Raw genomic sequence first — 15,914 nt, 5'->3', positions numbered from 1 at the left:
TCTATATTGAAATGATAAGATGAAAGGAGAAATGGAAAAAGGGTAGAAATAAAAGGGAGTATTTTTCACCTTTTAGGGGGATTATGATGTTTATTTTAGATCAATACATTGAATTATGGTTTGCCTATGGGAAAGGGAAACGAGAAGGAGAACAATTAGAGATAACAGTGCAAAATATATCTGAAACTTTATTTTGTACAGAGCGTAATAGTAAATTAATTATAAAAAAATTAGAAGAGTTACATTGGATCGCTTGGTTTCCAGGTCGCGGGAGAGGAAATCGTTCTAAATTAATATTTAAAAAGAATCCGGCACCATTGATTTTAGATAGAGGAAAAGAAATAACGAAAAAAGGGAATGTGAAAAGCGGGATCTCATTTGTGGAACGCTATAGCGCACATTTTCCATCAGTAAAGGGAGAATACCAGTCTTGGGTTGATTCTATGTTTGGTCATAAAATTGAAATGACTTCTGAAGGGAGAAAAGATGTACTCCGTTTACAAGTACAAATGAATCTGGACATCGCTTTAGATCCAGTTTACGCTACAATGCGCTCGGAATGTCATATGGTTAAACATATTTTTGATACACTCGTATATATCAATGAAGAAAGAACTGCTATTGAACCGAGACTTGCTTTTCACTGGGAATATAATGATGAAGAAAAAATATGGACATTTTATTTACGAAAAGGAGTTCACTTTCATAATGGAAAACGCCTTACTGCACATGATGTTATATATTCATTGAATCGATTTATGACAGCTGTAGACAACCCGCACGCATGGATGTTACAGCATGTGGAAAGTTTTCATGCAGTAGGTGAATATGTTTTAGAAATTAAATTACATACGGAAAATATGATGTTTTTACATATGCTAAGTTTAGAACAGTGTTCTATCGTAAGTGAAGATGAAGCAGGAAAATTAATGGGGACAGGACCTTTTCAGTTATACAAAAGTAATGAAGATCTGTTTATACTGGAAGCGCATCATTTATATTTTCGTGAGAGACCTTTTCTAGATCGCGTTGAGTTGTGGAATGTAGAACAAAGTGTAGATACATATGATGTTTTAGTAAAGGCACAGTATAAAGATAAAGAGAAACATAATAAAGAACTGTCTCGACTTGAGTCGAACGTGACTTATGTAACATGCAATCTTACGAAAGAAGGACCAATGCAAGATAAGTTATTTCGGAAAGCGTTATATAAAATCATTCATGGCGATATAATCGTTCAAGAACTCGGTGGAGAACGTGGAGAAGTGGCAAAGGAACTAATATCAGCAAAGGCCAGCATAGTAGAGATAGAGGAAGATATAGAAAGTTTAATGAAAAGAAGTATTTATCATAATGAAGTGCTACAACTGTATACATTTAAAGGACGAGATCACGTTGAAGATGCACAATGGATACAAAAAGAGTGCGCGAAGTATGGAATTTGTGTAGAGATTAATTTTCTTGAAATAGAAGAACTATTGCAAATAAGTACGATACAAAAAGCTGATATCATGCATGATAGCGCAACAATTAGTGAACGAATAGAAGATAGTTTGCTATATATGTTTCTGACAAAAAACAGTTTTATTCATGGGCATAGCAGCATGAACTTTCACGAAATCTTGTCCCCTTATTTTAAACAAGAACAAGTAGAGAAAAGAGTTACACTGTTACGCGATCTTGAGGACACATTGTTACGTCAAATTCATATTATTCCTTTATATCGTAACAAACAAGAGGTAAGTACTCATGAAAAAGTACAAAATATAATGATTAATTCGCAAGGTTGGATTGATTTTTATGAAATATGGTTTAAGTCTTGATATATATAGGTTCTTACGCATTTTTCAGAAGATGTGTCAGAGCCTTTTTTCTATGTGAAAGAAGTTTGTTTTACACATTGTTACGCTACTTGTAGTATAATTCCATTTACAGCGTAACAGTGTTATGTTACATTGTTATTAGGGAGGAGTGTTACACAGTTGAGTACAAATTTAATTTCAAAAAAAGAATTATTAGAGCTTACAGGTATTTCATACGGACAGTTATATAGGTGGAAGAGAAAAAATTTAATTCCGGAAGATTGGTTTGTACGAAAGTCAACATTTACTGGTCAAGAGACATTTTTTCCGAAAGAAAAGATTTTAGAGCGTATTGATAAAATCCAAACGATGAAAGAAGATTTATCACTAGATGAATTAGCAAATATGTTTTCACCGAGTGTGACAGAAATCCTTTTAACGAAAGAAGATCTCATCCGTAAAGGGATTACATCAGAACCTGTTTTACAATTTTTTATTGAGCAAACGAACAAAACGGCAGACTTTCGATTTGTAGATATTCTTTATGTGTATATGTTAGAAGAGTTACTACAATCAGGAGAAGTTAGTTTAGAAGAAGGTAAAATGGTTCTGCAAGTTTTACGAGAAAATTATGAAGCAATCAAACATAAAAATTGTGATTTAGTTATGATTCGAAAAATAGGGATTTCTACATGTTTCTTAGTATCGAATATTGAGGATTTAATTTTTGAAAAGGGAACGAAGATTATTTTACGAGAAGCGATTATGAAGTATACCGAAGCATTAAAAACTAAACTGTTGTAGTGGAGGAGAAATAATGCGTACAGAAAATTTAATTATAAATGGTTACGGTTCATCCAATGGCGGTGAATTTCATAAAGTACAACTAAATGGAAAAGGCACTGTGAACGGAAATGTTGAATGTGATGAATTTCAATGTAATGGTTATGGTGCAGTAACTGGTGATTTGAACAGTAGCAACGCAAGAATTAGTGGATCAGGTAAAGTCGATGGTACAGTTAATACAGAAACGATGCGAATTGATGGGAAAGCAACAATTACACAAGATGTAAAGGCGAATAGTTTAAAAATTGCAGGAAAAGGTACGATAGGTGGAAACGTTAAGGGTGAAGAATTTAAAATCAACGGTCAAGCGACGATTGATGGGAATTGTGAAGTTGATATTTTTTCTTCAGAAGGACAATTTACAATCGGTGGTTTATTAAGCGCAGATGAGATTAATATAAATATTCACGGTACATGTAGAGCGAAAGAAATTGGTGGCCAAACGATTAAAGTAAGACATAGATTGAGTACATTTAGTAGACTATTTAAATCAGTATTTGGCTTGCAGTTAGAAGCTGAATTGTTAGAAGGTGACAATATCGATATTGATTATGCTCACATAAAAACAGTAAGAGGAAACAATGTAACAGTAGGACCGAACTGTGAGATTGAACTGATTGAATATAGCGGTGTTATTACTGTTGATAAAAGCGCAAATGTAAAAGAAATTAAGCAAGTTTAACGGAGGGGGGTAATCAGTATGGAACATCAACATAGTCTCACAGTAAATGGTTCTGGTAATTCAGCGGGCGGAGATTATAACAAAGTGAAGATTCGCGGTGAAGGGACAATTGCGAATGATATGAGTTGTAATGAGTTTAAAACATATGGCACAAGTGATGTGCGTGGCAATATGAAAGTTAAAAACTATGTCGTGTATGGAGATAGTGAAGTACAAGGAAATGTAGATGCAGCATATGTAAAAGTATATGGTAATACACAAATGCATGGTGATGCTCATATTGAAAAAACAAAAATTAGAGGTATGATTGATGTTACAGGGAAGTTTTCAGGTGATTTCGTAGATGTGAAAGGTGCTTTAAATGTGAAGGGAGATATTGAAGTAGAAGAATTATCACTAACTGGTGGTCTTGAAAGTGATGGTTTGCTTAATGCTGAACATATTGAAATCTCACTTCGTTATGAAGGAAGTAAAGTAAGAGAAATCGGTGGCAAAAAGATTACAGTGCGTAAGAAATCAAGATTTATTCCTTTTACTAGTCATGCTGGAAACCTCCAAACTTCAATTGTTGAAGGGGATGATATTTATTTAGAACATACAATTGCTGAAGTAGTAAGAGGAAACAACGTTACCATTGGTCCTGGCTGTGAAATTAGTGTTGTGGAATATCATACTAGTTTTAACCAAAAAGGTAATGCAGTCGTAAAAGAACATAAACAAATATAAGTAATGCGAGGGAGAGCAAGAGATATGGTTGAGAAGAATAATAAGCTTGGCTTTATTGTGGCGGGCTTATTGCTAGGTATTTTAATGGCATCAATGGATAATACCATTGTCGTAACAGCGATGGGAACGATCGTTGGTGACTTAGGAGGTCTTGAAAACTTTGTATGGGTCGTTTCTGCCTATATGGTCGCAGAAATGGCAGGTATGCCGATTTTCGGTAAACTATCAGATATGTATGGAAGAAAGAGATTCTTTATTTTCGGTTTAATCGTCTTTATGATTGGTTCGGCACTTTGTGGGACTGCTGAAAATATTACACAATTAGGCATTTATCGTGCCATTCAAGGTATTGGCGGCGGGGCATTAGTGCCGATCGCGTTTACTATCGTGTTTGATATTTTTCCACCTGAAAAGCGTGGGAAAATGGGTGGATTATTCGGAGCAGTATTTGGATTATCAAGTATTTTCGGGCCATTACTTGGCGCATATATTACAGATTATATTAGTTGGCACTGGGTATTTTATATTAACTTACCGCTTGGCATTTTAGCACTTATTTTTATTACATTCTTTTATAAAGAATCACGAGTTCATAAAAAACAAAAAATTGATTGGTTCGGCGCAATTACTTTAGTTGGTGCAGTAGTTTCTTTAATGTTTGCACTTGAACTTGGCGGACAAAAATATGATTGGGATTCTAGCTTTATTTTAAGTTTATTTGCTGGATTCGCTATTTTAATAATCGCATTTATTTATATCGAACGAAAAGTAGAAGAGCCAATCATTTCATTTGAGATGTTTAAACAACGTCTGTTTGGAATGAGTACAATTATTGCATTATGTTACGGAGCTGCATTTATGTCAGCAACTGTGTACATTCCGTTATTTATTCAAGGTGTATATGGTGGGACTGCAACAAACTCAGGATTGTTACTTTTACCGATGATGTTAGGGTCAGTCGTAACAGCACAGTTAGGCGGATTTTTAACGACAAAGCTTAGCTACCGAAACATTATGATTATTTCTGCTGTTATTATGCTAATCGGATTATTCTTATTAAGCACGTTAACGCCAGAAACAAGTCGGGCATTATTAACGGTTTACATGATTATTATCGGATTCGGAGTTGGTTTCTCATTCTCTGTACTAAGCATGGCTTCAATTCACAACTTCGGTATGGAACAGCGCGGATCTGCGACCTCAACGAGTAACTTTATTCGTTCATTAGGTATGACACTTGGTATTACCATCTTCGGAATGATCCAAAGAACAGGTTTCCAAGATCAATTAGAAGAAGCATTTAAAGGTATGAGCGGGGGAATGAATTCAAATGCTGTAGGAGATTCAAGAGCCATTTTATCAGAATCGGCTAGATCTCAAATTCCGCCACAAATATTAGATAAAATTATTGACGCTCTTTCTAGTTCAATTGTTCAAACATTCATGTGGGCATTGGTACCAGCTGTTTTAGCATTCGTATTCATTTTCTTTATGGGAAATGAACGCATGGTATTTCAGAAAGAACAAAAGAATATAAAGAGTGAAGCATCAAAATCTTAATGAAAAAGCTCCTTTCAAATTTGAAAGGAGCTTTTGTCGTATGTACGGTGTTAGATTAGCCTTCGATGATTTCGTATTCTTCGTCTGCTAATAATAAAATTTGTGTTTTTTTACCTTTGTTTTGAACTTCGATTACATCATATGTACCTAAGTCTCTTAGTTTGCTTTGAGAAGCATTAACCATAACTTCCATAGAATCAATTAAGATATCTTCTTCAATGTATGATTCAGGCAATGCCATATCTTCAGTTTCTAATACACATGCGTATAGATTTTGTAAGTTTTCAGCAGTTGGGTTTTGTTCCTCAACATCAATGATGTTTTTTACTGCGTCCATATTTTCTTCTTTTGCTTGATATACTTTAATTTTAGCCATTGTTTTAATCTCCTTTATAACGTAATCGTAGAGGCTACACCTTATTATAACGTTTTTTTCATGAAAGATGAAATTGTTATATGTATTTATAGTAAAAAATATGTGTTATTACTTATTATTGGTGTAAATCCCTTATTAACCTAATGAGTAGCTAACTATCTCCTTACGTTAATATTATATTGTCCAACCTTTTCTTATCTTCCGCTCATATTATATGTATTAGATAAAAACATATAGGGAAAGGATTGAATGTAAGTGGATTGCGAGCCGAAACGAAATTGTGGGTGTTGCCAAAATAGTATATGTGAATTTTTACAAAGTCTAGAACCTTTTACTCAAGTTGAAAGTATCGTAATAGCTGGAAACGAAATCGATGTATCTTATTTTCTTTCATTTAACAAGAGGAAGGGCATTGTATCATTTGTACAAGAAGACAATGAGGTAATATTTGTAGACTGTTCAAAAATTGATGCGATTCGAATAGGAAAAGTGTGTAGTTGTAAAACGAAAGTTAAATTTATTGAAGAGGACTTTAGCTTGCTAGGAAATGTTTGCCCGCAATGTTTAACGGAGGGTAGTACAATCTTTTTTGATTTTAACAATCCTGAATTAAATGTGTCTTTCCAAGCAACCACAATTAATCCACCTAGATGTACTGAATTTACAGATGAACTCGGGAATGTAGTAAAGCAAATTACTATAGTAGGTGAGGCAATTGTTTCTAAAGATTTCGTTCAAGTGCCTGAACTGGTAGGTTTTCGACTGCTTTTATCACATCCAGCTGGAGATCCTTTAAACTACGGGTTGTTATTTATTAATTTTCCTGATACGATTTTTATTTTTATATTGGCATCAAGCGGATACCTTTCCATTTCGAACTGCTTAAAAATAGAGAGTGGAACTGGTAATGCTGAAATAGAAGAGCTAAAAAAAATGATAAACGATGATGATAACACGTACAAATCAGTTGTTAAATTGACTAAAGTATATAAAAATGGTGAGACGGAATCCTTTATTTCTAAGAAGGAGTTATAACGTATCTATTGATTAACCCTCTTAAAATACAGGAGGGTTTTTACATATAATAGGAGCGTTATAGCGGCGGGAAAATCACTTTTGTCGTATGTACGGTGTTAGAAGTAAATAGAGTGGTTAGTTGTACTATGATTTGTTATGGATAATCTCCTATAATGCGGTCTTTTGCAGCAAAATATGAAAGAAGCTATTACAGAAAAGCTAGGGGAATAGTATGTAATTGATTTAAATAAAGTGACGGAAGAGCATACAATATTGATAAAGCAATTAAGAAAAGGGCTATTGAAGCAGCCCTTTTCTTAATTATGTACATAGCTGTTGCTATTTTTATTGTGTTTACATAGTTATCCAAACTTGATAGCATGTTTAATCAAAAGTTGAGTAATTTATTTACTAAATTCCTTTTGAGCTCCCATATAGCTTCCTATGATATTTTGATAACTTGGAAGGTGTTTAGCAAGTAAAGCTCCAAAGCCTTCAACATCATTTCGCCAGTCACACTGTAATTCTGCTGCAATGCTAAACCAGTTCATTAGTTGAACCCCGCCATGAGCCATACGCATAAGAGCGACATCACTTTTTGAAAGACGAGAATAGAAATCAGTCGTTTTATAATCCCCCTTAAAAAGCTTATTTATAAATCAATCTTACAGTGATTCGACTGGATTGGGTATATGTTAAAATTTTATCAAAAAATATGTTTTATTTGGATAATAAGATATATATTTTAAAATTGAAAAAGTGAATTTTTATTTTTTGATTTGATGTTATAATGATTTTGTATTTGTGAATAATTTATAATTATATGAAAGTTAAGTCTAAGGGGTGTTTGCTTATATGCCGAATAAATGGATGTGTAAAAAGGGTATAAGTTACCTCATGAAAATGTAGAGTTATATTGATTTGTAGAAAGCAGGAATGTAAATGATATATGAAGCGAATATATATACTAGAAGAAAATTAGTTTCCATGTTCGAAGATTTTAATAATGTTATATTACTTTCTTATTTACAAGGACATATGGGAAGAGCCTGGGTAAACGATCTTGAAAATCCAACAGTAGCACAAGTTACAGTAGGGATTTTCACATTTTATACTGGAGATCCAAATGTGAAAGAAACAGAAGAGTTATTACGTAATATTCCTGAAAAAATGTTAGTAATCATAAATAGTGAAGAATGGAAAAAGCGTTTAGAAACATTTTATGAAAGAAAAATAGATAAGTTTTTACGCTATAAATTCAAACGTAATTCGGAAGTTTTTGACCGTTCAAAATTACAATCTTTTATATCAACACTTCCAAAAGGATACGAGTTAAGAAGAATAGATGAGCATATTGCAAATAATTCTACACTACATAAGCTTTCTGAAGACTTTACAAGTCAATTTCAATCGGTAGAAGATTATTTAAATCGAGGTATAGGTTATAGCATTTTGTATAATGGAGAAGTTATATGCGGTGCATCCTCGTATAGTATTTACGATAAGGGGATAGAAATTGAAGTTGCGACGGATCTGAACCATAGAAGAAAAGGTTTGGCGACCGTAGTGAGTGCAGCGTTAATATTGGATTGTTTAGAAAAGGGAAAATACCCAAACTGGGATGCAGCGAATACGACATCTGCCAAACTAGCAGAAAAGCTAGGATATGTTTTTGATAAGGCGTATGATACTTATTTTGTGGATAATAGATGAATGAGCAGAGATTGTAAGAGTTGTACAAAATAAAGAATTTAAAAAGGGAAAGACAAATGACTGGAATGTTTCGATAGCATTGTTAAAAACTCCTATGGAAATATTAGGGGATAAAATGATTATTTCAATAATAAGGAGATTTTATAATCTATTGAGTACAAAAACCGGCTTTTTTAGCCGGTTTTTATTTTTTATAAAGAGGACAATAGTCGTGATGTTCTGTTTTGTGGATAGTATTAAGTTGGCAGATGGTTCTTATTAAATGTATTCTTTGTTAGATAGAATAAAAGACTCTTGAAAAATTAATTTTGGAACACCTATTAGCTTTATCATAAAAAAGTCGAGAAATTCTATTTTATATAGGTAGATATCAGTATAGGCTCCATATATTAATTTATGTATTTTTAACTATCAAGAGGAATTGAAGCTTTTACTATGCAATTGATAAAAGTGACTATGATACAAACCCACGCATTAATAGAAAAAGTACATATACAGTAAAGAGAGTTAAAAAACTCTAAATTTTATTATAAAGGAGATTATAAAATATGAGTGAACAATGTCCAATTAATGTACCATGTCAGGTAGTAGGACAAACCCAAACACCATTAAGTGATGCACCTGTAACGCCAATTACTACTCCGGGAGCGCCAATTGTAAAAATACCGGTTGTATTAGCAGAAAGAACAATTCAAATTGTTGTAGAATCTGATATTTCATTAGATCCTCCAGCGGTTGAAATTAAACGTATCTTAAAAAATGCATTTTTAACACAATGTAAGTTAGTTCCTGTAGCATTTACTCCAGTACCAGGTACACCTTACCGCCGAGTTACAAGAGCAAAATTATTTGTACAAGGATATATTCGTAAAAACATTGAATATGCAAATGACGAGTGTAATGGTGTGCTATATGACCGCATTGCTAATGTTCCATTTTCTGGTTTTGCTGATTTAACAGCTGGTGATTTTCTATCACAAGCTATAGTGGCTGCTTCCTCAGATACTACTTCTCACTTTATTAATCCTAAAAATGGTGATCTACCACGTTTAGACAAATACTTCTTCGAAAATACAGTTTTTTATAATGAACAACCGTATTGCGAATTAGTCAGCGCTCAATTTTTTGAATTAGACTTTTCACCTTGTCCAACAGACCTAAACGAACCATTTGATACTCTTCGTGAAAAAATTGTACTAGATCTTACTTTAAAAGTTTTACAAGTACAACAAGTACAAGTATAAAACTAAAAAAGCATTGTCTTTGATAAAAAGACAATGTCTTTTTTATTATTATAAAACATATATAATGATGAAATGGTCGCGTACAAAAAACATATTTTTATGAATTTCATTAGACGGGGGGATGGTGATGAAAAATCCATGGGTTGGTCAGGAAATATGGAACAAAGTTTATAAAGGGAAAAAGCTGAATGTTCAAGATGATGCACGCGAAATAAGAAAAAAGGAAAAAATTGAAGAAACAGAATCAGAGAAAGAAGATAAAGCAATTGAATTAAAGAAAGAAAGTAAAAAAACAGAATCAAAAAAGGGAGATAAAGCGATTGAATTAGAGAAAAAAAGTAAAAAAACAGAATCAAAAAAGGGAGATAAAGCGATTGAATTAGAGAAAAAAAGTAAAGAAACTGAGTCGAAAAAAGAAGAAGAAACAATTGAATTAGAGAAAGAAAGTAAAGAAACTGAGTCGGAAAAAGAAGAAGAAACAATTGAATCAGAGAAAGAAAGTAAAGAAACTGAGTCGAAAAAAGAAGAAGAAACAATTGAATCAGAGAAAGAAAGTAAAAAAACAAAGTCAAAAAAAGAAGAAGCAGTTAAATCCGAGAAAAAGAGTAAAGAAACAGAGTCACAGAAAAAACGTCAAGATTCAGAATCAAAAATAGAGACCTTAGTACGTTCAAAAGTAGTAAAAACCCCATTTTCTATTATTTCAGATGTGACTAGTTTTATAAAATTCCCTAATATGAATGTGAAAAATCAAGAAGTATTTGTATTTCGGAATCAAAAAGATGAAAGGGGTTGTGAATTGGATACTAAGTTATTAACTACAGTGCAACATTATCAAGGAGAAGTTAATTGTAATTTAGTTTCTTCAAACCTTTATGAAAAGAGAGTGCTTTTAGAACTTTCTAATCAAAAAATAAAAAGTAATATGGAAGAGAATTGGGTAGGAACATCTTCGTGGATTCCTATACACGGAATAATTTTAGATAAGGAAGATGAAGGAGGAGTAAATAATTATATACCTGCGAAATTACCAATAGAAATAGGGAAGTATAAAGGTGAAATTAATTTACGAGAAAAAGTGGTATTTAAAGAAAAAGTTATAGAAATAAAAGAGGTGTCACAGGAAATTATTTTAACAAAAAATGAGTTTTTATTACCAAAAATAATAAGGAAAGGAAATAATCCATCTAAAATTGAAAAAGGGAGCTTACTCGTAGAAGGTTATATTTTTCAATGTATTGAATTTATATCGGAACGAAGTACACCGCATGATAACGCGTATCAGTTAATACAAAACCTTGTATTGGAATTAACTGTGCAATTGTTACAAGAACAGGAAGTTTGGGTGCGGATTAGATAATTAATCATCTCTACATCAATTAGTTAAAAATTTCTTCAGGAAAATGTATTAGAGAAACTTAAAAATAATGCTAGCAAGTTTGTAAATGAGCTTGCTAATAAGCGTTTGGGAAAGATATGAAATACAATTGATGGATCGCTTTAAAAAACTAATTCTTTTAATAGATGAAATGGATAAATCTTTGTTAAAACATGAGGTGTAACACAAAGTGTATCCACCCCCATTATAGAAAACTTACAATTTAAACAGTAATACATGTTTATCATAATGTTTTAAACACCAATTATATTTTTTTAGAATAATTGGATGGACAACTTCTTTCGTAGTATCGACCTCAGTATAGCCATATTTCTTATAAAAGTTTTCTAGTTCCTCAAAAGGAAGACAATACACATTTTGTACTTGTAATTTTTTCGCAGTTTCTACTAAAAATGAAACAAGTTCCCCAGCTAATTGTAGACCTCTAAATTTTGGGAGAATAAAAATCCCACCCATTTCTATAGTATTATCATCTATTTTGACTAGTCGTCCAACACCTGCGTACTCATTGTTGTATGTAATGATTGCAACTTTATCTCGCTTTAAATCGCTCCGTACAAATCCTATTGATTCGTATTGATTATTAATCCATTCTAGATCATTATATGTAGCCAGTTGAATACTCATATGCATCCTCCTTCAGAAAACTTTTACTATTTCCATTATACATAATATATTTTCAGGAAAAAGTGGTTAAAATGGCATGATTTTTATTAACAGTTCAAGTTTTGGAGAATAGTGCATACAATATAAAGTGTTTTCCTTTCTTCATTTAAGTTTTACGTATATAATTTAAAAGTACTATTTTTATTTTATTATTTTATATTTATAACAGAATAGAGGTTTAAAAATGGGTGTTAAAATCATTACGGATAGTGCGGCGGATTTACCGGTAGAATTGCTGCAAGCATATGATATTGATTTAATTCCACTCCGTGTATATGATGAAGCAGAAACAGAGTATTTAGATGGAGTTACATTAGAGTCAGTTACATTATTGCAAAAAATGAGAGAAGGCGCTGTTTATAGAACATCATTGCCTTCACTTGAAACTTTCCAAGAAAAATTTGTTTCTTATGCAAAAGAAGGTAACCCTTGTATATATTTAGCTTTTTCATCTGAACTGTCTGGTACATATCAATCTTCAATTGTCATTAAAGAGGAAGTAAAAGAAACATATGCAGATTTAGATTTGGAGATTATTGATACGAAATGTGCTTCGCTTGGTCAAGGGCTTGTCGTTTTAGAAGCTGCTAAAATGGCGAAAGACGGCGCATCAAAAGAAGATATTTTAAAACGTGTCGTTTTTTTAATGAACCATATGGAACATATCTTCACTGTGGCTGACTTACAGTACCTTGTTAGAGGTGGACGTTTAAGTAAAGTAGCAGGTTTTATCGGCGGTTTATTAAACATTAAGCCGATCTTAAATGTGGAAGAAGGAAAACTTGTACCACTTGAAAAGGTAAGAGGGAAAAAGAAAGTACTTGGCCGAATTGTAGATATTATGGAAGAGCGTGGGAAAGAACTTAAAGGTCAAACAATCGCAATGACTCATGGCGACGACTTAGAAACAGCTGAAGCGTTAAAAGCATTAATTACGGAAAGATTCGGCTGTGAAGTATTTATCGTAAATACAATTGGAGCAGCAATCGGTGCACATACAGGACCTGGCGTTATAACATTATTTTTCTTAAATGAAGTAGAGTAAAGGATTGATCTTTTGATCAATCCTTTTTTATTTTTAATCTGTGATAATTGGTCGATATGGTATTGGTGAAGTGATACTTATATCAGTAATCGTGTACAGAGATAATAAAGTTGTTTAAAAACGCCAGTCATGTTATTCAACAATCGAACTATATAACGAAACGATTTCTTGTCAAAATTAAAAATATTTGAAATAATTGTTATTAAGTTAAAGGAGGGCGATTACAGAAAAGGTGATACGACTTTCTCTTACTTAAGAATTGTGGAATAGTTAAAGAATCCGATTAATTATATTCCGAAAGGGTGTGTATAATATATTATCAACTAATGTTTTTACTTATAAATTTAAGGATGGACAAACAGTAATAATTAGAGAAGCTAAAGAACAGGACGCAGAAAGAATGCTAAATGCTGCTTCAAAAGCTTTAATAAATGCTCCATACATGCTAAGTACGGTTGAAGGTGTAAAAAAGATGAGTGTTGATGCTATTCAAAAAACGTTAAAAGCTTATCATGAAAATCCAAATTATGTACAGTTTATTGCTGAAGTTGATGGTAAGTTAGTCGGTGCAATCGATTTTAAGAACGGAAACAAAGAAAAAATTAGTCATCAAGGGGCTTTTGCGATGACCATACTACCTGAATATCGAAATTATGGTATTGGAAGAGCTCTTCTAGAAACGTTAATCAATTGGGCTAAAAATAACAGTAAGATTGAAAAAGTTTGTCTTGAGGTAATGGAAGATAATCTAGGTGCAATCCAGTTATATAAGAATCTAGGATTTTTTGAAGAGGGTAGAAAAGCAAAGGGTGTAAAATTGGATGACGGCTATCAAAATTTAATATTAATGGCTTTATTCGTTTAAAATTGAACATTATTCAACAATAGGCGCTATTGTTGAATAAAAATTAGATTTTCAAACGACTTTATTGTTATATTTTTAAGTACAGTGAAGTATCTTATATCGAAAATTATACATCTATATTTTAACCCCGTCCTAAATTTAGAACGGGGTTATGCTTGTTTTAGGTTTAAAAGTAAATAACTTTATTGTCTTTTTTACACATCGTATCATTCATGTGTTTATGCTATTTGTGATTGAGTGGTGAAAGAAACGAATATAAATCTAGTCCTGCTCATCAAAAAACGAAATATTTAAAGATATTAAAAAATTGTAGTTTCATATATAATTGGGTAGGGAGAAATATCTGTAACTATTTGTAAAAATAGGAGGCGGCTATAAAAATGCATGAAATTGCTAGGTGGGATTTAGATCGATTATATTCGTGTGAAGATATTATATTTCCGATATTAGAGTTGAAAGAACAATATATAGTGACAAAGGATGTGGAAATCCTTTCAAAACTTATACAGGCTATTGAAAAGGCAGAATACTATTTGTATTGCCGATCGGCTGAAGAAAGTGTTTCATCTGACAATACTATATTGACTGTGAAAGTAAAGGAACTAAAAAGTGAAGTACAGCAAGTAATACAACAAAGTGAGGTGGCAATTTCTGATAATATTAATACTAGGTTCATAAAAGATGAACTAAATGCGTGGGAAAATATGTACATACAATTAAGAAATAAGATAGAAATAGAGCACAATAATAAACAATTATCATTTGGTCAAGCAAATCATATTGCAATGAATAGTGATAATGAAAAGGAAAGGTTAGAAGTATTCGAGTTACTTACAAGTGCTTTGCATAAGGAAAAAGAAATCTTTGCTACTGTATTAAATCAAATAGGGCGATTACGTAATACAAAAAGTAACGAAATAGGGGATAGAGAGATTTTAACACAATCTCTCCAAGCGAATGAAATCTCTGAAACTGTATTATTACAAATGTGGGATGCGACAGAAGAAAATCTAGATAAATTAGCCAGCGTTTTAAAAGTGTATAAGAACGGAAAAGCTTTCATTACATGGCATGAACTTATGACAGTAAAGAAAAATAATGAGGCTATTATTCCTTTTTCAGAAGCAGTACAAAACATATATGATGCATTAAAAGATATTAATGAAGAATTGGCAGAATTTGCACGTAATGCGATAGAAAGTGGATGGGTAGATGCTGAACCGAGAGAGAATAAACCACCAGGTGGTTTTTGTGCTCCATTTTTCATTGAGAAAGAATCACGAATCTCCATGCGTTATGATGGGAGTATAGATAGTGTAAGAGTACTTGCTCATGAGCTAGGACATGCTTGGCATTTTTATAATATGAGTTTTGAACACTCTACTTCTTTTTTAGATGATTATTTGCCAATGAGTACAGCTGAATCAGCGTCTATTTTCTTTGAAACAGTACTCATAAACTATTTAATCGAAACAACAAAGTGTATAGATATGAAAAAGTCATTACTTAGCTGGAAAATAAGAAATACTTTTAATTATGTTATGGCCATTCGAGCATCATTTCAATTTGAGAAGAATTTTTATGAAAAATGTAAAGAAGGTCCCATAAGTGCTGACGAAATTGAGAAGTTATCTATATTGGCACAAGAAGAAGCATATGGACATGCTTTAAGTGAATATCAGCCGTTCGTGTGGATTAAATATATTCAATTTTATATTGCGGATGTTCCTTTTTACAATTATCCGTACACATTTGGATATTTAGCAAGTTTTAGTTTATTAGAAATAGCGAAGCAAAACTCAAGTACATTCCATTTAAAGTATAAAGAATTTCTACGAGAAACAGGAAAAGCTCCAGTAGAAGAGCTCATGAAAAAACATTTTCAAATAGATATAACAAGCTATGAATTTTGGGATAAAGCTTTTATACAAATTTCTAAAGATATTGATGAATATTTGCAGCTTATGTAAGGA

14 protein-coding genes and 1 pseudogene are annotated in these 15,914 nt (G+C 32.3%); 12 read left to right on the top strand and 3 right to left on the bottom strand.

All coding sequences use genetic code 11. The features are described from left to right. The first annotated feature begins 86 nt into the window (after window positions 1–86). The 5 genes from ACUN26_RS11120 (at window position 87) to ACUN26_RS11100 (ending at window position 5,616) form a co-directional block, all read left to right on the top strand. The gene (locus ACUN26_RS11120) at window positions 87–1,823 is read left to right on the top strand and encodes an ABC transporter substrate-binding protein (RefSeq protein WP_000470187.1); all 1,737 of its coding nucleotides are present in this window, start codon (window positions 87–89) and stop codon (window positions 1,821–1,823) included. 159 nt (window positions 1,824–1,982) lie between these two features. Next, window positions 1,983–2,606 carry a YhbD family protein gene (locus ACUN26_RS11115; RefSeq protein WP_000106212.1) on the top strand — a complete coding sequence of 208 codons (624 nt, stop codon included), beginning with the start codon at window positions 1,983–1,985 and terminating at the stop codon, window positions 2,604–2,606. A gap of 13 nt (window positions 2,607–2,619) precedes the next feature. Then, window positions 2,620–3,330, top strand: coding sequence for a polymer-forming cytoskeletal protein (locus ACUN26_RS11110; RefSeq protein WP_001258574.1), 711 nt, complete (start codon window positions 2,620–2,622; stop codon window positions 3,328–3,330). 18 nt (window positions 3,331–3,348) lie between these two features. Further along, entirely contained in the window at window positions 3,349–4,056 is a 708-nt protein-coding gene (locus tag ACUN26_RS11105) for a hypothetical protein (protein ID WP_000401015.1), read from the top strand. A 24-nt stretch (window positions 4,057–4,080) separates the two neighbouring features. After that, window positions 4,081–5,616, top strand: coding sequence for an MDR family MFS transporter (locus ACUN26_RS11100; protein WP_000229598.1), 1,536 nt, complete (start codon window positions 4,081–4,083; stop codon window positions 5,614–5,616). Window positions 5,617–5,671: 55 nt separating this feature from the next. Here ACUN26_RS11100 and ACUN26_RS11095 read toward each other — a convergent pair whose 3' ends face one another. After that, a complete protein-coding gene (locus tag ACUN26_RS11095) occupies window positions 5,672–5,992 on the bottom strand; it encodes a hypothetical protein (RefSeq protein WP_001062729.1) in 321 nt (106 codons plus the stop codon). A gap of 255 nt (window positions 5,993–6,247) precedes the next feature. Here ACUN26_RS11095 and ACUN26_RS11090 point away from each other — a divergent pair, with 255 nt between their 5' ends. After that, the gene (locus ACUN26_RS11090) at window positions 6,248–7,027 is read left to right on the top strand and encodes a BC_2878 family exosporium-associated protein (RefSeq protein WP_000340387.1); all 780 of its coding nucleotides are present in this window, start codon (window positions 6,248–6,250) and stop codon (window positions 7,025–7,027) included. Window positions 7,028–7,413: 386 nt separating this feature from the next. Here the strand turns inward: ACUN26_RS11090 and ACUN26_RS11085 are convergent. Continuing rightward, window positions 7,414–7,605: pseudogene (locus tag ACUN26_RS11085) on the bottom strand (isochorismate family cysteine hydrolase YcaC); the annotation flags it as partial. Between the two features lie 346 nt (window positions 7,606–7,951). Here ACUN26_RS11085 and ACUN26_RS11080 point away from each other — a divergent pair. The 3 genes from ACUN26_RS11080 to ACUN26_RS11070 all read left to right on the top strand — a co-directional run bounded on the left by ACUN26_RS11080 (window position 7,952) and on the right by ACUN26_RS11070 (window position 11,326). Further along, window positions 7,952–8,722: a GNAT family N-acetyltransferase gene (locus ACUN26_RS11080; protein WP_000638746.1), complete on the top strand. Its 771-nt coding sequence runs from the start codon at window positions 7,952–7,954 to the stop codon at window positions 8,720–8,722. A 548-nt stretch (window positions 8,723–9,270) separates the two neighbouring features. Beyond that, window positions 9,271–9,966, top strand: coding sequence for a CsxC family protein (locus tag ACUN26_RS11075; protein ID WP_001295000.1), 696 nt, complete (start codon window positions 9,271–9,273; stop codon window positions 9,964–9,966). A 127-nt stretch (window positions 9,967–10,093) separates the two neighbouring features. Then, a complete protein-coding gene (locus ACUN26_RS11070) occupies window positions 10,094–11,326 on the top strand; it encodes a BC_2427 family protein (RefSeq protein ID WP_000795520.1) in 1,233 nt (410 codons plus the stop codon). Between the two features lie 234 nt (window positions 11,327–11,560). Here the strand turns inward: ACUN26_RS11070 and ACUN26_RS11065 are convergent, their stop codons facing one another. Further along, a complete protein-coding gene (locus ACUN26_RS11065; RefSeq protein ID WP_000027173.1) occupies window positions 11,561–11,992 on the bottom strand; it encodes a GNAT family N-acetyltransferase in 432 nt (143 codons plus the stop codon). 223 nt (window positions 11,993–12,215) lie between these two features. Between ACUN26_RS11065 and ACUN26_RS11060 the strand changes: the two genes are divergently transcribed. From ACUN26_RS11060 to ACUN26_RS11050, 3 genes are all read left to right on the top strand, one after another. Beyond that, window positions 12,216–13,076 (top strand): DegV family protein, encoded by an 861-nt coding sequence (locus ACUN26_RS11060; RefSeq protein ID WP_000538271.1) that lies wholly within the window; start codon window positions 12,216–12,218, stop codon window positions 13,074–13,076. A gap of 304 nt (window positions 13,077–13,380) precedes the next feature. Beyond that, the gene (locus ACUN26_RS11055) at window positions 13,381–13,941 is read left to right on the top strand and encodes a GNAT family N-acetyltransferase (RefSeq protein ID WP_000282372.1); all 561 of its coding nucleotides are present in this window, start codon (window positions 13,381–13,383) and stop codon (window positions 13,939–13,941) included. A 380-nt stretch (window positions 13,942–14,321) separates the two neighbouring features. Continuing rightward, window positions 14,322–15,911: a M3 family metallopeptidase gene (locus ACUN26_RS11050; protein WP_000544325.1), complete on the top strand. Its 1,590-nt coding sequence runs from the start codon at window positions 14,322–14,324 to the stop codon at window positions 15,909–15,911. Window positions 15,912–15,914: the final 3 nt, after the last annotated feature.

This window comes from Bacillus sp. WC2503 (genome assembly GCF_052682895.1).
The sequence above is the reverse complement of the archived record's forward strand: the minus strand, read 5'-3'. Positions and strand labels throughout refer to the sequence as shown.